Source organism: Massilia sp. Leaf139 (genome assembly GCF_001424165.1).
Lineage (GTDB): Bacteria > Pseudomonadota > Gammaproteobacteria > Burkholderiales > Burkholderiaceae_D > Telluria.
In genome coordinates, this window is the sequence record NZ_LMOJ01000022.1 from 500,356 (window position 1) to 519,849 (window position 19,494).

Sequence of the window (19,494 nt, forward strand, 5' to 3'; positions counted from 1 at the left end):
AGCTGACGGCGGCGAGCAAGGCCAGCAGGCCTTGCGTGTGGGATTCGAAGATGCGCGCATGCTTGCGCGCAGGCGGCCTGCAGGATGTAGGCGAATCCCACCGTCTCCGCCAGGTTACAAAAGAGAAAGCCACCGCAAGGTGGCTTTTTTCTTTTGGAGAATGCCTGCGCGCTTCAGGTGGCGCCAAGGCGGAAGATTCGAAGGCTTATGCTTACTCGCGTAATTTCGGCCCGCGCAACGTGGGCGAACGCTACCTAATCCTGCAACGTATCCGCAGGCGCTTTCGACCAAGTCTGGGCAGCAGGCCTGAAGGCCGCCGAATCTTGCGGCCCGTACCAGATACTCCTGTGCCAGGAGCACAAGCCCGAGATCAAGAGCATCCACGCTTCCAGGGCGAGATAAAAAGGATGCGGCAGCTCGGTGGCCGTCAGTAATCCTGCGGTCATGGCGCCAGTGATGAGGGCGACGGGAACCGCAACCTGTGCGCGGCACAACGCGCACGCCCCCAGGGGAAACAGGCACGCAAACGCTACGAGCATGACGAAGAACGTCATCCATCCACTTGCGTCGATCCAGCTTGGCAGTGCCAAACAAACGCGTCTCCTGCCGACATCAAGCGCGTAAGGGAGCATTACGACACATCTGACAGGGTCGCGGATACAAACGCGTGGTGAGTACGGTCGTGATCCGATCGAAGCGCTCTGCTCGCGACTGTCAACACTTGGGTCGTCGCAGTGGCCCGGTGTTGTGCGGTTCAGGGCTTGCGCCGGCGTCCGGCGAGCAGGCCCGAGACCCGGTTGCCGCGCAGGTGTGCCGGCAGCGGGCCGCCCGGCCGGGCCAGCAGCAGCGCCAAGTCGGTCGTCAGCCGGTGCAGCGAGAGCAGGTCGCTCGCCGCCGTCAGAGCTGTCCGGCCGAGGGCGGCGTCGCCCGTCTCGACCTGGGTGACGATCCGGTGCAGCGAGGCCAGCAGCAATGCATTCGCGGCGCGCCGTTCGTGCAGGCCGTCGAAGCCGAGCGTCTCCATGACTGTTTCCTCGTGTGCGAGGTCGGCCTCGATCGCCGCGACGACCGACTCGAAGCCGGCGCTGAACTCCGGGTCGGGCAAGCCGGCCAGCCGGTGCATGCGGACGAACAGGAGCTTGCGCGCGCGGCGCAGGGCAGCAGCGGCGGTATGGGGCGTGGAGGGGGAGAGCGAGGCCATCGAAACGTGCGTGGGCGCAGGGAGTCCGGCAAGTGTGCGCCGGTGCCTGGCGCCACTTTTGAGCCAGATCAAAGCGCCTTTTGGCAAGGCTTCTCCTGCACGCCCGGCAGGATGCAGGTGCGCCTTTTATTCCTTTTCAAGGGGGGGCCGTGGAGCGATGTGTGCATGGATCGATTTCCCGTCGGAAGATGAACATGTGGACGAGCTGCTAAGGTATTTCGAGGAAGAGCTGGAACTGTTCGGCGACTATGCACGTGAGTTTCGCCAACGCTTCCCCAAGCCCACGGGCGAACTGCACATCACCGGCGAGACCTACGACGACCGGAGCGTCGCGCGCCTGGTTCCGTCGGTCGCTCTGCCGAGCTGGGGAGAACATGCTGCTGGGAGCACGCAGCTGGCGCCCCGACCTGCGCGTGCGCCTGCGCATCGGCCCGCTCGATGCGGACAGGTTTACCCGCTTCCTGCCCAGCGGCGACGCCAGCGTCGCGCTGCGCGCCATCCTGCGCAGGTTCGCAGCACCGACTGCCGGGTTCGAGGTGCCGCTGGTGCTGCGTGCCGGTGAGGTAGGGCCGGCGCGGCTGGCGGGGCAGGGCGTCGCACCGGCGCGACTGGGGCGCGACGGTTTCCTCGGCGCCGCCCCTGGAGACACGCACTGCGCGGACATGCGCTACCTGATCATGCCGATGGCGTCGCTGGGCGCGGTGGGGCCAGGCGGCGTCTGACAGCGGCGCCTGGCTGGCCTACTTCAAGGTCAGGTCGGAGAAGTCGACCGATTTGCTGTTGAAAGCAACCGCGCAGTTTGCGGCCGGATACTCATAATCGAAGGCCACCTTGCCCGCGCTGTCGATGGCGACCAGTCTCGTACGCGTGCGTGCATCCGCCACCGAATAGGTGATCAGGTGATGGTTGGCGGCGCTTTCGTACACGCTTGAACAGATGTCGGAGTAGATGGCGGGCGTCGGTGCGTAGCTCCAGGTCTCGACCGCTGTACCCGCCTTCTCGTCGATCGCGTAGCGCGACGGCGTGCTGAAGTCGCGTGTGATACCCGGGGAAGTGCCGGCAGGTTGATTCAAGCTGCCGAAGCCGTTATTGAAGAGCAGCAGCTCGCCGTTGGCGGCGATCGATAGCGAATGCTGGCCGATCGGCGGCTTGCCCGACTTGAGCTTGAGCGCGAGCGCACGCAGCGACGGATAGTCCACATACCAGTGCTTGGTCGTGTCGCCCAGCAGCCACTTGATTTTGCCGGTGGCGTAATCGATCTTGACGACGAAATTTTCCCGGCTCGAGAGCAGGAGCGAGTCGTCCGCCGGGTCGTAGATGGCCGAATTCATGTGAAACCAGTCGATGCCGTCGCGCACGAAGTTCGATGGATCATCGCCGCCCGCCTGCATCGCGGCGCGGAAGATCGCAGCCATGTCCCATTCCTTGAGGATCTCGCCTGCTGGCGTGATCTCGGCCAGGATCGATTCGATCCTCGGTACACCGCCTTCGATCGCGTCGAGTTCGGCCAGCAGGCCCGTTTTCCCGCGCGTCAGGTCATGATGGAAGGCCGTGTAACGGGTCGACGCCAGGGGCTGCGCGACATAGCTACCGTTGAGCTCGACGCGATACAATTCAGGCAGTGTCGGACTCCCGACGACGAAAGAATCGTCCAGAAACACCGAGGAGATGGAGTTGGTCAATCCCGTGCCGACCCAGCGCAGGTGGCCGTCGGTATCGAGTACCGCCGGCGTCGTCACGCCGTTCTGCACCATCATGTAGTCGAATCTAGGGGAGACGGATGCGCTACGGGCGGTACGTACCTGCGGCGTGGTATAGAGGGCGCCCGAGCCGGTGTATGCCGCCGCGGCCAGCGTCAGCCGCTCGACATGGGTCGACTTGTCGCGGAAGTGCGCCGTGAGGGTGACGCTGTTCTGGTGGTTCGCGTACAGCCCGAAAACGGCAAGGGCGAGCCGCTTGTCGGCCGCGCGCCATGCCCCGTTGCGCTCGAGCCAGGCCCGCGTATAGGTGACGGCGACGGGTTTGGAGAAGGTGCCCAGCTTGGGAGCGACCGTGTAGGAGACGCTTTCGAGGTCGGCGAAGTCGTCGAGTCTGAGCGCGAGGTTGACGATGAAGGGCGTGATCCCGGGCGCCTGTTCGGCGACGGCGACGTGGGCCGCTTCGGCCTGGGTGTCGTCTTCCTCGGTGAGGCGGCTGCACCCTGTTATCAGCAGGAAGGCAAGCAAGGCCATACAATAGCGGATCGGGAATTTCATGCATTCTCCAGGTGGCGGGAAACCGACGAGTTAATCCTTCGATGTGGAACCCGGCAGTAAGTTCACACACCGAGACGTGGTTGGCGACGGCATCAACGACGCGCCATCGCCGCTTGACCTTCCCACGATGGCAAGGCGCAAGCTGGATGAATCGAAAGGAGATACCCATGGACAACCACAGCGGACAGCTTGCCAAGCCAGGCATGGCAAGCTTTGATATTTCCGGCATGACCTGCGCCTCCTGCGTCGCGCGTGTCGAGAAAGCCATACGCGCGGTGCCGGGCGTGCAGGAGGCCAGCGTCAACCTGGCCACTGAACGGGCCAGCGTGCGCGGCACGGCTGCGCCGGATGCGGTGGCGCAGGCCGTGCGGGACGCCGGCTACGAAGCCGCCGCGGCCGCGGCTGTAACCGGAGCGAGCCCGGCCAGCAAGGCCGCGCCTTCCGCCTGGCCGATCCTGCTCGCGGCCCTCCTCAGCGCGCCGCTACTGGCGCCCATGGCCGGCCAGCTCTTCGGCGCCGACTGGTCGCTGTCGGGATGGCTGCAATGGCTGCTGGCGACCCCGGTGCAGTTCTGGCTGGGCGCGCGCTTCTACCGCGCCGGCTGGAAGGCGCTGCGCGCGGGCAGCGGCAACATGGATCTGCTCGTCGCGATCGGCACCAGCGCCGCCTACGGACTGTCTGTCTACCTGCTGCTCGCGGGCGCGGATCACGGCGCCGCGCACCTGTATTTCGAATCCTCGGCCGTCGTGATCACGCTCGTCCTGCTCGGGAAGTGGCTGGAAGCGCGCGCCAAGGGACAGACGGTGGCGGCGATCCGCGCGCTCGAAGCGCTGCGTCCCACACAAGCCATCGTGCGCCGCGGCGGCGTCGACACGGCCATACCGGTCGACGACCTGCGCGTCGGCGATCTGCTGGTGGTGCGCCCCGGTACGCGCGTCGCCGCCGACGGCCGCGTGCGCGAAGGCCGCAGCCACGTGGACGAGTCGCTCCTGACCGGCGAGAGCCTGCCGCTGGCGAAAGGGCCGGGCGCGCGCGTCACGGGGGGCGCCGTCAACGGCGAAGGACTGCTGCTGGTTGACGTGAGCGCGGTGGGCGCCGTGACGGTGCTGTCGCGGATCATCCGCCAGGTCGAGGATGCGCAGGCGGTCAAGGCGCCGGTGCAGCGCCTGGTCGACCGCGTCAGCGCGCTGTTCGTGCCGGCCGTGCTGCTGGTCTCTTTCATCACCTGGCTGGCTTGGGGTCTGGTGAGCGGCGACTGGCAGGCGGCCCTGCTCAACGCGGTCGCGGTGCAGGTGATCGCCTGTCCTTGTGCGCTCGGGCTGGCGACGCCCACCGCCATCATGGTCGGCACCGGCGCGGCCGCGCGCCATGGGATCCTGATCCGCGACGCCGAGGCGCTCGAGCGCGCGCACGCGGTCGACACCGTGGTGTTCGACAAGACCGGCACCCTGACCGAAGGACGCCCGCAGCTGGTCGCGCTTGAAGGCGCCGATCCTGCCCTCGTCGCGACCCTGGCTGCCGGCGTGCAGCAGCACAGCGAACACCCGCTGGCGCATGCGCTCGCCGCCTACGCGCGGGAGCATGGTTGGAACGTGCCGGCGGCGTCGGCGGCGCGCGCCTTGCCCGGCCGCGGCGTGCAGGCCGAGATCGACGGAACGACCGTCTATCTGGGCAATGCGCGCCTGCTCGACGAGCTGCACGCCGATCGCGCGCCCATGCAGGCCGCGGCCGCCCGCCACGAGGAGGACGGGCGCACGGTGTCCTGGCTGGCGCGCGCTACGCCGGATGGGGTCGAGGTGCTCGGCCTGCTCGCCTTTGGCGACCGCATCAAGAAGGGCGCATTCGACGCCGTCGCGCGCCTGCAGGCTAGCGGGGTGCGGGCGCAGATGCTGACCGGCGATAATGCCGGGGCGGCGCGGGCGGTGGCGGGGGCGCTCGGCATCGCGCATTATGCCGCCCAGGTGCTGCCGCATGAAAAGGCCGATGCCGTGCGCGCGGCGATGGCCGCGGGCGGCACGGTGGCGATGGTCGGCGACGGCATCAACGACGCGCCGGCGCTGGCCGCGGCCGACGTCGGCATCGCCATGGCGGGCGGCACCGACGTGGCCATGCATACCGCCGGCATCACGCTGATGCGGGGCGATCCGCGTCTGGTGATGGATGCCATCGACATCTCGCGCCGCACCTACCGCAAGATCCGCCAGAACCTGGGATGGGCTTTCATTTATAACCTGGTCGGCATTCCGCTGGCGGCCTTCGGCAAGCTCGATCCGATGCTGGCCGGCGCGGCGATGGCGGCGAGTTCCGTCAGCGTGGTCGCCAACGCGCTGCTGCTGCGCGGCTGGCGCCCGGCCGCCGGCAGGAATCGAGCAACTCAATCGACAGGAGAAGAAACGATGTACGAACTGACTGTGGAAGGCATGAGCTGCGGCCACTGCGTGGGCCGCGTGACGAAATCGGTGCAGGAGGTCGACGCCGGCGCGAAGGTCGAGGTCGACCTGGCGAGCAAGAAGGTGCGCATCGACAGCGGCGCGGAGCTGGAGCGGATCGCACAGGCGATCGACGCCGCCGGCTATCCGGTGACGGCGCGATCGTAAGGCCGGGTGGGGATAGGGCCCCACCCGACATTCGATCAGTGCTTGTGGGTCGCCGGCTTGCGCACCGTAACCGGCTTCCCGCCTGACACCGCGTTACCGCTTGGTGCCTGCGGCGCAGCCGGGACTTCGCCCGTCCACTCGCGCGCAACGGTGCCGGCCGGATGGCGGTACCAGCCCGGATCGCGGTAGTCGCCGGGCTTCTGGTTGTCGCGCACCTTCAGCACCGTAAACATGCCGCCCATGTCGAGGTTGCCGAAGGGGCCGCGGCCGTCCATCATCGGCAGCGTGTTTTCCGGCAGCGGCATCTTCATGTCGCCCATCGCACCGCCCTTGTCGCCCATGACCATGTAGCCCGGGATCAGGTCGTTGATCTTCTTCGCCACGCCGCGGTGGTCGACCCCGATCAGGTTCGGCACCTCGTGGCCCATCGCGTTCATCGTGTGGTGCGATTTGTGGCAGTGGAAGGCCCAGTCGCCCGGATTGTCGGCCACGAATTCGATCGCGCGCATCTGGCCGACGGCGATGTCCACGCTCACCTCCGGCCAGCGCGCCTCCGGCCGCACCCAGCCGCCGTCGGTGCCGGCCACCTCGAAGCGGTGCCCGTGCAGGTGGATCGGGTGGTTGGTCATGGTGAGGTTGCCGACCCGGATTCGTACCTTGTCGCACAGGCGCGCCACCATCGGATCGATGCCGGGGAAGACGCGGCTGTTGAAGGTCCACAGGTTAAAGTCGAGCATGGTATTGGTGCGCGGCGTGTAGCTGCCCGGCTCGATGTCGTAGGCGCCCAGCAGCATCACGTAATCGCGGTCGACGGCATGCTGGCGGATGTCCTTCGGGTGCGTCACCCAGAAGCCCATCATCCCCATCGCCATCTGCTGCATTTCGTCCGCGTGCGGGTGGTACATGAAGGTACCGGCATGGCGCGCGACGAATTCGTAGACGAAGGTTTTGCCCGGGTCGATGCCGGGCTGGGTCAAGCCCGTCACGCCGTCCATCCCGCAGGGCAGGATCTGGCCGTGCCAGTGGATGCTGGTGTGTTCGGGCAGCTTGTTGGTGACGAAGATGCGCACCCGGTCGCCCTCGACCACCTCGATCGTCGGCCCCGGGCTCTGGCCGTTGTAGCCCCACAGGTTGGCCTGCATGCCGGGCGCGAGTTCGCGCACGACCGGTTCGGCCACCAGGTGGAATTCCTTGACGCCGTCCTTCATGCGCCAGGGCAGCGACCAGCCGTTGAGGGTGACGACCGGGTTGTAGGGGCGGCCGTTGGGCGGCGCCAGCGGCGCGGCGGTGCCGCCCGTGGACTGGCGCGGTGCTTCCGGCAGGCTTGCGGCGCCGGCGCGGCTGACCAGCGAGGCGCCGACCATGGCGGCGCCGGCATTACTCAAAAACGTACGACGCGAAGTCATTGTGCGTGTTCCTTGTGCTGTTCTGGCGCCGCCGCTGCGGGCGGCGCCGTGTGGACGACCGCGCCGCCGAGGGCTTCCTCGAGATCGGCGTGGGCGTTCCAGAAATCCTTGAGGGCGTCGATGGCGGCGTTGACGGCGCCGGCCTGTTCGCGCGCGTCGGCCAGCAGCTCGAAGCTGCTGGCCAGCATGCCGTTGTAGCGCAGCAGGGTCTCGTCCGAGATCCGCTTGCGCAGCGGGATCACTTCGTCGCGGTAGAGGCGCGCCAGATCCCAGGCGGCGCGGTAGCCGAGGTAGCGCTCGCGCGCCTGGCTGCGCGCGTTGACCGCCGTATCGGCGACGCGCCGCAGCGACTGCATGTAGAGCGCCTCGGCGCGCGCATGTTTCGCGCCGCCCCAGTCGAACAGCGGCAGCTCGATCGACACTTCGTAGCCGCGCGCCTCCGGCATGCCGCTCTCGCGCTTGCGCTCGACGCCCAGTTCCAGCACGTTGACGAAGCGGGTGGTGCGGGTGAGGCCCAGGCTCGCGGCCAGGGCCGCGCTGTCCTGACGCGCCGCGGCCACGTCCAGGCGCCGTTCGAGCGCGCGCGCTTCGATCTGCGCGATGTCGCCCGGCGCCGCAGGCAGGTCGGGCAGGCGCTCCGGCAGGCGGAAGGCCGTGTCGGCGCCCCACAGGCCGAGCAGCCGGGTCAGGCGTTCGCGTTCCTTCAGCGCCTGGCGCTCGGCGCGCACGACGGCGGCGCCGGCTTCGGCCTGGAAGGTCCGTTCACGCGCCAGGTCGAGCTGGCTGGCATTGCCGGAGCGCGCCATGCGTCCCATCAGCTCTGCGCTGGCGTCATGCGCCGCGTGCACGCGGCGCGCGTAGTCCAGACCCTGGCGTGCCGCCACGGCGTCGATCCAGGCGCGGCGCACCTCCAGCGCGTGGCGCTCGATCTCGGCGCCGACGGCCAGCTTTACCTGTTCGAAGCGGCGGGCCTCCATGCGCCGCGCCAGCGGCATGGTCAGCACCTGCGCCAGGTTGAAGCCGAGCGAGCGCTCGATCTCGACGTCGCCGCCGCCGGCCATGCGCTTGAAGCCGAAGGCGGGATTCTGCAGGCGCGCGGCCTGGGCCAGGTCGGCCTGGGCGATGCCGACGTTCCAGTAGCTCGCCTGCAGGCCGGGATGGTTCAGCAGCGCGATGCGTACCGCCGCGTCGGTGTCCAGCGGCTGGGCCAGCAGAGCGCGCGTGGTCTCGGCGACGGCGCTCGCGTCGGCGTCATTCGTGACGATGCGGGGTTCCAGGCCGTCGCGCGCTCGCGCCTGCGTGGCGACGGCATCGAAGCCGCCATCCGGCGTGACGCCGGCGCAGCCGGCCAGCAGGGCAAGCACGGCGAGCGCACCGGCGCGCGGCGCTTGAGGGCGTGCGCTCACGGTTGTCCTCCGTGCTGGTGGCCGGCGTGCGCCGCGCCGGACGCGTGCACGGCGGGACTGGCCGGGGCGCAGGAGGGGGGCGCGGCGGCGTCGCCCTTCGCGCAGCATCCCTGCATGCCGGCGTGGCTGGCCATCGCGCCACCTTTCATGCAGCAGCCGTCCTTGCAGCAGTCCGCCTTGCAGGCGCCATCCTTGCAGCAGCCGTCCTTGCAGCAGCCGGCGTCGGCGCAGCAGGCCTTGCCCATTGCGCCGTGGCCGGCATGGCTGGCGTGATCGGCGTGGCCTGCGTGGCTGGCCTGCATCCGATGTCCCGCGTGCGGGTCAGTCGCCGGCTTCGATGACGCCACCGTGGCGGCATGCATGGCGCCGTGGCCGCCGTGGGCGTGCGCGCCGGCCATCGCATGGCCGGCATGCGGGTCGGCAGATGCTGCAGGTGCGGCAAATGCGGCAGGGGCGGCATGTGCGCCATGTGCCGCGTGCGCATCGGCCGCCGGCGCAGCGTGGCCCGCATGCGCATGGGCGCCATGGCCGCCTGCAGTCAGCGCCATCGCGTCATAGCTGGCCACGATGCGGTTCTGTTCGCGCCAGGCGCGGTCGGGGCTGACGACCTCGCGCGGGGTGGGGCGGGAGGACAGGGATGATGTGTACGTGGTGGCCGGTACCGCGGCAGCGGCATCGGCGGCGGGGACGGAATGGGAAACGGGAGATGCGTGGGCGACGCCGGCCAACAGGCACAGCGCGGCCACGCGGGAAAGCGTGGTGGCGAAGGTCATGACATCCTCGAAAAATCGTTCGGCTCAGCCGCGCAGGGGCGCGGTACGGTACGGATCAAACGAGGCGGGGACGGGGAGGTCGTTCAGGCTGGGGCAGGTGCACCGACGGCAAGGGACGGTCGGCAAAGGCTGTCGAGGCGCCCGCGGGAGCGTGGGAGACGAGCGCGGTCAGGCCGGCCGGCAGCATGGCGCTGCCGATGCCGCAATTGGAACAGGTGCCGCAGCTGGCGCCGTCCGCGTGCAGGGGCGCCGCTTCCCGCTCTTCGGCCGTCACGGCGGGTGCCGCCTCGTGGCAAGGAGGTTGCGCCTGTTCCACTGTGTGCTGAACGTGGCCTGACGCAGCCGGCATCGGCACGCCATGCGCCGTTCCGCATGCGGCCATGGCGGCCGCGGCCAGGCCCTGGTAGGGCAGGGCCAGCAGGAGCAGCCAGACGATCAGCGGGCGCAGGAAGGCGGTCATGCGGCGATTTTAGCACGCTGTCTCGTCCGTGCGACAGTTGCATATTGCTAATGAACGTTGCAATTGATACTATTCCGTTGTCTTGATCCCATCAGAAAGTTGCCATGGCCTGGATCGTCCAGCTCTTCATTCCGCGCCGCAGGAAAAACCGGCAAGAACTCGCCGCCCGCGCCGCCGAGGTGATCGCGAAGGTGCTGTTCGATATCGGGATCGACCGCTTCCTCAATGGCAGCCTGCTGATCGACCGCGCGCTGCGCGTGCGCTTCGTCAGCTGCCCGACAGCCGTCGGCGACGTGCATGCCGCCGTGCGCGCCGACACGCTGGCGCAGGCCCATGCCTTGCGCGACGCGCATGAGGGCGGACTGGCCACGCTGCCGCGCCAGCACCAGATCCTGTGCCTGGCCGACGAGCTGATGGCCGCGCTGCTGGCGCAGTCGCCGGTGCTGCGCGCGCTACCTGCGCAGCGCAACGCGATCGACGAAGTGCAAGCAGCCCCGGCGCGCTCGCAAGCCTGACCGTCCACCTCCACGCCGCGCGGGCGCGCCTGCTCATGGGTGCGCGCCGCGAACCGTTCCGGCGGTATCCTGCGAGGACGAAGGCAAGGCCGCATGGCGAAGGGAGGTCGGGTTGCTGTCCAGTCCAGGCAAGGCACCGTTCACGAGGGGCATGGCTGCGCGCGTGCGGCCACTGCGCGGGTGCATGCCATGAGCGTGCGCAACCTCGGCAAACTGTTCGCGCCGCGCTCGGTCGCCCTGATCGGTGCCTCCAGCCGTCCCGGCAGCCTGGGCGCAACGCTCCTGCATAACCTGGTGGCCGGCGGTTTTCGCGGCGCCATCCACCCGGTCAATCCGAAATACACCGAACTCGCCGGCCTGCCCGTCGTGGCGGGCGTGGCCGAGCTGGCGAGCGCGCCGGATCTGGCCGTGATCTGCACGCCGCCCGCCACGCTCCCCGGCATCATCCGCCAGCTGGGCGAGAAGGGCACGCGCGCGGCGGTCGTCCTTACCGCGGGCCTGGCCGAGGCGCGCGACGAGCGCGGACGCTCGCTCAAGCAGGCGATGCTCGACGCCGCCCATCCCTATTTGCTGCGCATCCTCGGCCCCAACAGCGCCGGGCTGCTGGCCCCGGGCCTGGGCCTGAACGCCAGTGTCGCGCACAGCGGCGCGCTGCCGGGACGCATCGCCTTCGTGTCGCAATCGGGCGCCCTGATGACCGGGGTGCTGGACTGGGCGCGCTCGCGCGGGATCGGCTTCTCGCATTTCATCGCCCTGGGCGACTCGAGCGACGTCGACCTGGGCGACGTGCTCGATTACCTGGCCAGCGACGGCACCACCGGTTCGATCCTGCTGTATGTGGAGCACCTGCGCTATGCGCGCAAGTTCATGTCGGCCGCGCGCGCGGCGGCGCGCAGCAAACCGACGCTGGTGCTGAAGGGCGGCCGCGCGGCCGCGGGCGAGCGCGCCGCCGCCAGCGAAAGCGGGGCGCTGGCCGCCATGGACGACGTCTTCGACGCCGCCATCCGGCGCGCCGGCATGCTGCGCGTGGCCACCACCGAGCAGCTGTTCGCCGCCGTCGAGACCCTGGCCCATGCCAAGCCGCTGCACGGCGAGCGCCTGGCGATCGTCGCCAACGGCGCCGGCCCCGGCGTGCTGGCGCTGGACGCCCTGGTCTGCGGCGGCGGCAGCGCCGCCAGCCTCGCACCCGCCACGCTCGAACGCCTGGCCGCCGTGCTGCCCTCGGTGAGCCCAGGTGCGGCCGGCGCCAACCCGCTCAACCTCCACGGCGACGCGCCGCCCGAGCGCTATCGACAGGTGCTGGAAATCCTGCTCCAGGACAGCGGCCTGGACGCCGTGCTGATGGTGCACGCGCCCACCGCCACCGTCGACAGCGCCGACATCGCGCTCGCCATCGCGCCGCTGGCGAAGGGCGCCTCGCGCAACGTGCTGGCCTGCTGGCTGGGCGGCGACTCGGTGGCAAGCGCGCGCGAGATCGCATCAAGCGCCGGCATGCCGACCTTCGACACGCCCGAGGACGCGGTCGCCGGCTTCCTGCAGATCGTGCGCTACCGCCAGAACCAGAACCTCCTGATGCAGGTGCCGCCCTCGGTGTCGAGCATCGCGGCGAGCGAACGGGGTGCGGCGCGCGCGCTGGTGCGCGAGGCCCTGGCCGGCGGGCGCTACCTGCTGACCGACCCCGAGACCAAGGCCATCCTGCGCGCCTACGGCATGGATCTGGTCGAGACGCGCGCCGCCGCCGACGTCGACGAAGCCGTGGTCGCGGCGCGCGGCATCGGCTTTCCGGTCGCCGTGAAAATCCTGTCGCCCGACGTGATGCACAAGTCCGACGTCGGCGGCGTGGCGCTCGATCTCGACTCGGAACAGGCAGTGCGCGCGGCCGCCCAGCGCGTGCGCAAGCGCCTGCAGGAACTGCGCCCCGACGCCCGCTTCGAGGGCTTCTCGGTGCAGGCGATGGCGCGCCGGCCCGAAGGGCACGAACTGATTCTGGGCGCCGCCACCGACCCCGTCTTCGGGCCGGTGATCCTGTTCGGCCAGGGCGGCATCGCGGTGCAGGTAGCGGACGACCACGCCGTCGCCTTGCCGCCGCTGAACGCGGTGCTGGCGCGCGACCTGATCGGCCGTACCCGCGTTGCCCGCCTGCTGGCGGGCTACCGCAACCGCCCACCGGCGCACATGGACGCCATCGTCGCCACCCTGGTGCAGGTGTCGCGCCTGGTGGCCGACATTCCGGAAATCGTCGAACTCGACATCAACCCGCTGCTGGCCGACGCCAGCGGCGCCATCGTGCTCGACGCGCGCATGCGCCTGGCGCTGGCCGACCATTCCGGCAGCACCCTCGACCGGCTGGCGATCCGGCCCTATCCGCGCGAACTGGAGCAGACCATCGACTGGGGCGAAGGCAAATTGCTGCTGCGCCCCGTGCGGCCCGAGGACGGCCCGGCCCACCTGCGCTTCTTCGATGCGCTCACGCCCGACGATGTGCGCTACCGGATGTTCGTGCGCATCCGCGAACTGCAGCCTTCGCAGCTGGCGCGCTTCACCCAGATCGACTACGACCGCGAGATGGCCTTCATCGCCACCCGCACCGGGCCCGACGGCCTGCCCGAGACGCTCGGTGTCGGGCGGGTGGTGGCCGATCCGGACAACGTGAGCGCCGAATTCGCGGTGACGGTGCGCTCCGACCTGAAGGGCCTGGGACTGGGGCGGATTTTGATGGAAAAGCTGATCGACTACTGCCGCAGCCGCGGCACGCGCGAGATCGTCGGCGAGGCGCTGCCGCAGAACAACCGCATCATCGGCCTGGTGAAGAAGCTGGGCTTCGAGGTGATGCGGGCGGACGAGGAGGGCGTGCGCAAGTTCAGGCTGACCCTGTGATGAAATAAAATTTCATGTTAGCGCTGTAGAGGAAATTTTATTTCATCCTACAGCAACGCCGAAATCAACGCCGGAAGCGCACATCCTCCGTCACCACCTTGGCATCGCCCTTCGGCTTCTTCGGCTTCTTCGGTTTCTTGACGATCTGGCCGCCGGCCACCGTTTCCGGTACCCGGTGATCCGGCACGAAGCCGGGTTCCTCGATGCGCTTCAATACCTGGCCGGTGAGCCCCTCGATTGCCGCCAGCTGATCCACCTCGTCGGCGCAGACCAGGGACACGGCCTGGCCCGAGGCGCCGGCGCGGCCGGTGCGGCCGGTGCGGTGCACGTAGTCCTCGGCCACGATCGGCAGGTCGACGTTGACCACCACCGGCAGGTCGTCGATGTCGAGGCCGCGCGCGGCGACGTCGGTGGCGACCAGGATCTGCACTTCGCCGGCCTTGAAGCGCTCCAGCGCGCGCAGGCGTGCCGGCTGCGGCTTGTCGCCGTGGATCGAGTCGGCGCCGATGCGTTTCGCCTGCAGGAGTTCGACCAGTTCGTCGACCCCGCGCCGGGTTTTGACGAAGGCGAGCACCTGCTCCCACTTGTGCTTTTTCAGCAGATGCAGGAAGAGTTCGGACTTGCGTTTCTTGTCGACCGTGACCACCCACTGTTCGATCGCCTTGACCGTCGTGTTGCGCGGTGCCGTCTCGATGCGCACCGGGTCGCGCAGCAGGCGGTTGCCGAGCGCGCGGATCGGATCGGAAAAGGTGGCCGAGAACAGCAGGGTCTGGCGCTTTTTCGGCAGCGCGGCCAGGATCGCGTCGAGTTCGCGCGAGAAGCCGAGATCCAGCATGCGGTCGGCCTCGTCCAGCACCAGCATCGTCACCTCGTTCAGCTTCAGCGCATTCTGGCGCTGCAGGTCGAGCAGGCGGCCGGGCGTGGCCACCAGCAGATCCACGCCTTTGCGCAACGCCATCATCTGCGGATTGATGCTGACCCCGCCGTAGGCGACCATGGTGCGCAAGGGCAGGCCGGCGCCGTAGGCCTTGACGCTCTCGTGCACCTGTTCGGCCAGTTCGCGCGTCGGCACCAGCACCAGGGCGCGCGCGCAATTGGGCGAGACCTGGCCCTTCATGGCCAGGCGCTGCAGCAGCGGCAGGGCGAAGCCGGCGGTCTTGCCGGTGCCGGTCTGGGCCGCGGCCATGACGTCGCGGCCGGCCAGCACGGCGGGAATCGCCTCGGTCTGCACCGGCGTCGGCGTGCTGTAGTCGAGGGTGTCGAGGGTGCGCGTAATCTGGTCGATCAGACCGAGCGAGGAGAACGACATGTGAACCTTGGAGCAAATGAACAGCCGACAGTTTACCCTGCGCGGCGCGTGCGGGTGCGGATTTCGCTGCGCGAGCGAAACCGCTGCCCGTGTCTTGCTGGCGCGGCTAGAAATCGATGAAGCAGACGAGGGGCGTCACGGCGATCGGCTTGACCGGTTCCTGGCGCCCCTTGCAGGCGCCCACCAGCAGGCAGGCAAGGACGACGGCGCCGCAGCGCAGGGCATGCATCTTCATGGCGATTCCTCCTTTGCGTCGATGATAACGCGCTTCGCCCCGGGGCTGCACCCACAGCGCGATTCAGAAGCGGTACGACAGGCTCGCGCGCAACACCGGATAGACCTTGTAGTCGGAGGCATCGTCGGCCAGGCGCGCCTGTTCGGCGGCCACGTCGCGCGCCAGGCGCTCGCACAGGGCGCTCAGCGCGACGCAGCGTTCGCTGCGCAGGCTGACCCGGGCCGAGCCCTGGTGGAAGACGCCGAGGTCGCCGCCGAACGACCAGCCGCGCTCGGTGTTCAGGGCATTGCCCCAGCCGATGCCGAGATAGGGCGCGGCCTTGCGGAAGTCGACCTTGCCGACCAGCAGGCCAACGTCGGCCCCGCTGTACTGGGCGCCGTTCAGGCGGAAGGTGCCGAGCTGATCAGGAGCCGCGACCGCGTCGAAGCGTGTGTTGTTGTAGAGGACGCCGGCGGTGAGGCGAAAACCGCTGCCCGCGCGCGGATACCAGTCGAGCAGGGCGTCGGCCGTCTGCAGCTTGCCGTCGAGGTTGTACTCGACCAGGCCCGAGCGCTTGGTGAAGTCGTGCTTGAAGTAATTGACGCCGAGGCGGCCGTTCAGGCCGGGCGTGATCGGCAGCACCAGGTGCGCGCCGACCCCGGTGGTGCCGAGGTCGATCGTGGCGCCGACCTGGGCCTGGGCGGCGCCTGCCGCCAGCAGGGCGGCGGTGCAGCAGAAGAGGGGAAAACGGGTCATCGAAACCTCGCGATTCTGAAGAACGTGCGCCGATTGTAACGAGGCTCAGGTATGCACGCCGCATCTGTCCGCCGTATTCCGCGCTGCAAGAATTGCAGGATGGCCGAGCAGAGCGGAGTTGTAAGTGTGTGTTGCAGCGAACAAAGTTTTTACATTGCATCTGATAAAGTTCGGCCAACATCACAATCAGAGGACTCATCATGAAATCCCCGCTCCGTTCCTTCTTCCTCGGCGCCGCCATCCTGGCCGCCGCCGTCCCCGCCCTGGCCCAGACCAATGTCAGCATCCGCGTCGGCCAGCCCGGCTTCTACGGCCGCATCGACATCGGCGATTTCGGCCCGCCGCCGGTCTACGTCCAGCAACCTGTGATCGTGCGCGAAGTGCGCCACGTGCGCGCCGAACCGCTCTACCTGCGCGTGCCGCCCGGCCACCGCAAGAACTGGTCGCGCCATTGCGGCCGCTACAGCGCCTGCGGCCGTCCAGTGATGTTCGTGCGCGACGACTGGTACACCAACACCTACGCGCCGCGCTACCGCGAGCGTCATGGGTACCGTCCGGTGCGCGAAGTGCGCGAAGTCCATCACGTCGTCCACCACGAGGTGCGCCGTGATCATGACCGCCACGATCGCCACGACAAGCACGACAAGCACGACAAGCACGACAAGCACGACAAGCATGGCCGGGGCCATGGCAATGGTCACGGCCGCGGCCACTGATGTCCGCACGCGCCTTGCCGCGCACGCGGATTTGCATGCAGGTGTACACTTGTCTTGTAGCCAATAACCGGCCCGGCCGGCGGCGCAAAGAACGGAGGAAGGCTTGCAGAGCGAAATCGTGATCGTTGGTGGTGGAGCGGGCGGACTGGAACTGGCCTGCAAACTGGGGCGCAAGCTGGGGCCCTCGAAGGTGATGCTGGTCGACATGCGGCTCTACCACATCTGGAAGCCTTCGCTGCACGAAGTGGCGGCGGGCACCCTCGACATCCACCAGGAGGGCCTCTCCTACCAGATGCTGGCCCACGATAATGGTTTCACTTTCGTCTACGGGCCCATGACGGCGCTCGACCACGAGGCGCGCCACATCACGGTCGGCGCCGTGCGCGCCGCCGACGGCGAGGACGTGCTGCATGAACGCCGCATCGACTATGGCTCGCTCGTCATCGCGGTGGGCAGCACCTCGAATTATTTCGGCGTGCCCGGCGCGCGCGAACACACGATTTCCCTGAACGCCACCGAAGACGCCGAGCGCTTCCGCCTGCGCCTCTTGCGCCTGATGGCGGTGGCCGAGCAGGCGCGGGAAGAACGCAACGATGCGAACGCGGCGCTGGACGTCGTCATCATCGGCGGCGGCGCCACCGGTGTCGAACTGGCGGCCGAACTGCGCGAAGCCTCGGGCGTCTACGCTACCTACGGTTTCTCGCGCCTGCAGGTCAAGCGCGACGTGCGCATCACCCTGCTCGAAGGCGCGCCGCGCATCCTGGCGCCGCTGCCCGAGCGGGTCTCGAACGCGGCCCTCAAACTGCTCGACGAGCGCGGCATCCGCGTCGTCGCCAACTGCCGCGTCACCGCCATCGAACCCGACCGGGTGCTCGACAACGAGGGCAATGTCTACCCGGCCAGCCTGTGCGTCTGGGCCGCAGGCATCCGCGCGCCGGAATTCCTGGGCGCGCTCGGGCTGCCGGTCAACAAGGGCGGCCAGATCGAGGTCGACGGCCAGCTGCGCGTGAAGGGCGTGCCGGGCGTGTATGCGCTAGGCGACTGCGCCGCCTGCATCGACGGCGCCGGCAAACCGGTGCCGCCGCGCGCGCAGGCGGCGCACCAGCAGGCAGACTATCTGCTCAAGGATTTCCTGCGCCGGGCGCGCGGGCAAGCGCCGGTCGACAAGCCTTATCTTTATCGCGACTACGGTTCGCTGGTCTCGCTCGGCAAGACGACCAGTGTCGGTAGTTTGATGGGCTCGCTCAGCGGGGCGAGCTGGTTTGTCGAAGGGATGATCGGGCGCTTCATGTACACGAGTCTGCACCTGATGCATCACCAGGCGGTGCTGGGTGCGATGCGGACGGGGGTGCTGGCGGTGGCGCGCTTCCTGATTCGCAGGACGACGCCCTTGGTCAAGCTGCATTGAACGTTACGGCGCTCGGCGGAAACGGTCGGGTGTTCATACGCACGTAAAACGCGTGGGCTCGGAGAGCCCACCCTACGGTACACCCCTGTTCGTTATTTATGTCGAGACCGTTGCGTAACGTAGGGTGGGCTCCATGAGCCCACGCGTTTTACGTGCGGTTATTACCCCGGCAATCTTGAAAACTCAAGCGCCCTGATCGCGCGGCAAAATCATGGTCAGGGCCGAACCACCCCCCTCGAGGCGCGCCAGCGTCACGTTCCCGCCCAGCGCCCGCGCCCGTTCGCGCAGCAGGCGCAATCCATGGCAACGCAGCGACTCCGGCGGCGCCGGCTGCGCCACCCCCACGCCATCGTCGCGCACCGTCAGCATCAGCTGCTCGCCGTCGTCGTCGAGGATCACCTCGACCGTGGCGGCACGTCCGTGGTGCAGCGCATTGCGCAAGCCTTCCTCGGCGCAGCGCAGCAGGGCCACGCCCTGGGCGCGCGGGTAGGCGTCGTCGTCGTCGGGCAGGCTCACGCGCGCGGTGATGCCGTGTTCTTCCCCATGTTCCTGGCCGAATTCGGCCACCAGTTCGCTCAAGGCGGCCTTGATGCCCAGGAATTCCAGCTTGTCGTTCCACAGCGAGAGCTGCACCTTGCGGTTGGTTTCGATGATGCCGTTTAGGAGGGTCTTCATCTGCTGCGCACGGTCGAGCGCCTTGGCGTCGGTCAGGCCCTTGGAGAGCAGGCCCAGGTGCATGGTGAGCGCCGTCATCGACGAGCCCAGGCTGTCGTGCAGCTTGCGCGCGAGCAGGCGCCGCTCGTCGTCCCAGCAGGTCATCAGGTGGGCGACCAGCTCGGTCAGCGCGGCGGTGCGTTCGGCAACCAGCCGTTCCAGTTCCGGGTCGAGGTGTTGCGGGTCCGGTGCGGTCATCGTGGGCTCGGTTGAATGTTTCCCAAATCATACAACAGCTTCGCTGGGGAAGTGCGCACGCCGCTTCCGTCGCACCCGCCTGCGTGCGCTGCCGAACGGTAGAGCGGCGCGTTTCGGACGATGCTGGAGCCCTGGACATCTTATCAATACGATCAATCTTTTCAGGGAGTTCCCATGGCGAATACTACGAACGCAGGCGTCGACGCAGTCGAACTGCTGACCCGGCAGCACCGCGAAGTCGAAGAGATGTTCGAGCGTTTCGAAAACATGACCGACCGCGCCAAGGTCAGCAAGAAGAAGCTGGCCGACGAGATCTGCGCCGCGCTGATCATGCACACCACGATCGAGGAAGAGATCTTCTATCCGGCCACGCGCGAGGCGAGCGAGGATACCGAGGACATGGTCGACGAGGCGGTCGTCGAGCACGCGTCGGCGAAAGACCTGATCGCCCAGATCATGGAAATGGATCCGGGCGACGACCTGTACGACGCGAAAGTGAAGGTGCTGGGCGAGATGGTCGAGCACCACGTCGAGGAAGAAGAGAAGGAAATGTTCCCGAAGACGAAACAGCTGAAACTGGACATGCAGGCGCTGGGCGCGGAAATGCAGGCGCGCCAGAAGGAGATCGAAGCGTCGCAGTAAGCTTTGCTGCGCACCCACCAAAACAAAACGGCGCCGCGGCGCCGTTT

18 protein-coding genes and 1 pseudogene are annotated in these 19,494 nt (G+C 68.3%); 8 read left to right on the top strand and 11 right to left on the bottom strand.

All coding sequences use genetic code 11. The features are described from left to right. Positions 1–254: 254 nt before the first annotated feature. Together ASF77_RS13635 and ASF77_RS13640 are read right to left on the bottom strand one after the other, a co-directional pair. A complete protein-coding gene (locus ASF77_RS13635) occupies positions 255–590 on the bottom strand; it encodes a hypothetical protein (RefSeq protein WP_156648884.1) in 336 nt (111 codons plus the stop codon). A gap of 164 nt (positions 591–754) precedes the next feature. Continuing rightward, on the bottom strand, positions 755–1,201 hold the full coding sequence (locus ASF77_RS13640; RefSeq protein ID WP_056340107.1) for a hypothetical protein: 447 nt from the start codon (positions 1,199–1,201) through the stop codon (positions 755–757). Between ASF77_RS13640 and ASF77_RS25285 the strand changes: the two are divergent. Both ASF77_RS25285 and ASF77_RS24920 read left to right on the top strand, forming a co-directional pair. Further along, positions 1,122–1,547 (top strand): annotated as a pseudogene (locus tag ASF77_RS25285) (hypothetical protein); the annotation flags it as partial. The gene ASF77_RS13640 and the pseudogene ASF77_RS25285 sit on opposite strands and share 80 nt — an antisense overlap. Beyond that, positions 1,450–1,923: a type VI secretion system baseplate subunit TssG gene (locus tag ASF77_RS24920; protein ID WP_082493761.1), complete on the top strand. Its 474-nt coding sequence runs from the start codon at positions 1,450–1,452 to the stop codon at positions 1,921–1,923. The pseudogene ASF77_RS25285 and the gene ASF77_RS24920, both read left to right, overlap by 98 nt. Before the next feature lie 18 nt (positions 1,924–1,941). Here ASF77_RS24920 and ASF77_RS23690 read toward each other — a convergent pair whose 3' ends face one another. Then, positions 1,942–3,456 (bottom strand): aryl-sulfate sulfotransferase, encoded by a 1,515-nt coding sequence (locus ASF77_RS23690; protein ID WP_162244856.1) that lies wholly within the window; start codon positions 3,454–3,456, stop codon positions 1,942–1,944. A gap of 167 nt (positions 3,457–3,623) precedes the next feature. Here ASF77_RS23690 and ASF77_RS13655 point away from each other — a divergent pair, with 167 nt between their 5' ends. Then, entirely contained in the window at positions 3,624–6,053 is a 2,430-nt protein-coding gene (locus ASF77_RS13655; RefSeq protein ID WP_056340113.1) for a heavy metal translocating P-type ATPase, read from the top strand. Between the two features lie 35 nt (positions 6,054–6,088). Here the strand turns inward: ASF77_RS13655 and ASF77_RS13660 are convergent, their stop codons facing one another. From ASF77_RS13660 to ASF77_RS13675, 4 genes are read right to left on the bottom strand one after another with little or no spacing between them, the layout of a single operon-like run. After that, positions 6,089–7,459 (bottom strand): multicopper oxidase family protein, encoded by a 1,371-nt coding sequence (locus ASF77_RS13660; RefSeq protein WP_056340116.1) that lies wholly within the window; start codon positions 7,457–7,459, stop codon positions 6,089–6,091. Beyond that, positions 7,456–8,865: a TolC family protein gene (locus tag ASF77_RS13665; RefSeq protein WP_056340119.1), complete on the bottom strand. Its 1,410-nt coding sequence runs from the start codon at positions 8,863–8,865 to the stop codon at positions 7,456–7,458. Before ASF77_RS13665 ends, ASF77_RS13660 begins: the two co-directional genes overlap by 4 nt. Further along, the gene (locus tag ASF77_RS13670; RefSeq protein WP_056340122.1) at positions 8,862–9,638 is read right to left on the bottom strand and encodes a hypothetical protein; all 777 of its coding nucleotides are present in this window, start codon (positions 9,636–9,638) and stop codon (positions 8,862–8,864) included. The genes ASF77_RS13665 and ASF77_RS13670 overlap by 4 nt, the downstream gene beginning before the upstream one ends. 55 nt (positions 9,639–9,693) lie before the next feature. Further along, positions 9,694–10,098: a hypothetical protein gene (locus tag ASF77_RS13675; RefSeq protein WP_056340124.1), complete on the bottom strand. Its 405-nt coding sequence runs from the start codon at positions 10,096–10,098 to the stop codon at positions 9,694–9,696. A 104-nt stretch (positions 10,099–10,202) separates the two neighbouring features. Here ASF77_RS13675 and ASF77_RS13680 point away from each other — a divergent pair, with 104 nt between their 5' ends. Further along, a complete protein-coding gene (locus tag ASF77_RS13680) occupies positions 10,203–10,613 on the top strand; it encodes a hypothetical protein (protein WP_056340127.1) in 411 nt (136 codons plus the stop codon). Between the two features lie 189 nt (positions 10,614–10,802). Further along, positions 10,803–13,490 (top strand): GNAT family N-acetyltransferase, encoded by a 2,688-nt coding sequence (locus ASF77_RS13685; RefSeq protein WP_056340130.1) that lies wholly within the window; start codon positions 10,803–10,805, stop codon positions 13,488–13,490. Between the two features lie 64 nt (positions 13,491–13,554). On the opposite strand, the gene ASF77_RS13690 is transcribed toward ASF77_RS13685, so the two are convergent. The 3 genes from ASF77_RS13690 to ASF77_RS13695 form a co-directional block, all read right to left on the bottom strand. Then, positions 13,555–14,799 carry a DEAD/DEAH box helicase gene (locus ASF77_RS13690; protein WP_056340134.1) on the bottom strand — a complete coding sequence of 415 codons (1,245 nt, stop codon included), beginning with the start codon at positions 14,797–14,799 and terminating at the stop codon, positions 13,555–13,557. Between the two features lie 106 nt (positions 14,800–14,905). Then, the gene (locus ASF77_RS25115; protein WP_267875200.1) at positions 14,906–15,034 is read right to left on the bottom strand and encodes a hypothetical protein; all 129 of its coding nucleotides are present in this window, start codon (positions 15,032–15,034) and stop codon (positions 14,906–14,908) included. Positions 15,035–15,097: 63 nt separating this feature from the next. Continuing rightward, positions 15,098–15,769: a hypothetical protein gene (locus tag ASF77_RS13695; protein ID WP_056340137.1), complete on the bottom strand. Its 672-nt coding sequence runs from the start codon at positions 15,767–15,769 to the stop codon at positions 15,098–15,100. Positions 15,770–15,969: 200 nt separating this feature from the next. Between ASF77_RS13695 and ASF77_RS13700 the strand changes: the two genes are divergently transcribed. Then, complete coding sequence (locus ASF77_RS13700) at positions 15,970–16,485, top strand: hypothetical protein (RefSeq protein WP_056340140.1); 516 nt, start codon at positions 15,970–15,972, stop codon at positions 16,483–16,485. 103 nt (positions 16,486–16,588) lie between these two features. Continuing rightward, positions 16,589–17,893 carry an NAD(P)/FAD-dependent oxidoreductase gene (locus ASF77_RS13705; protein ID WP_056340143.1) on the top strand — a complete coding sequence of 435 codons (1,305 nt, stop codon included), beginning with the start codon at positions 16,589–16,591 and terminating at the stop codon, positions 17,891–17,893. Positions 17,894–18,076: 183 nt separating this feature from the next. On the opposite strand, the gene ASF77_RS13710 is transcribed toward ASF77_RS13705, so the two are convergent. Further along, on the bottom strand, positions 18,077–18,805 hold the full coding sequence (locus ASF77_RS13710) for a sensor histidine kinase (protein ID WP_056340146.1): 729 nt from the start codon (positions 18,803–18,805) through the stop codon (positions 18,077–18,079). Between the two features lie 174 nt (positions 18,806–18,979). Between ASF77_RS13710 and ASF77_RS13715 the strand changes: the two genes are divergently transcribed. Next, positions 18,980–19,447: a hemerythrin domain-containing protein gene (locus tag ASF77_RS13715; RefSeq protein ID WP_056340149.1), complete on the top strand. Its 468-nt coding sequence runs from the start codon at positions 18,980–18,982 to the stop codon at positions 19,445–19,447. Positions 19,448–19,494 lie beyond the last annotated feature (47 nt).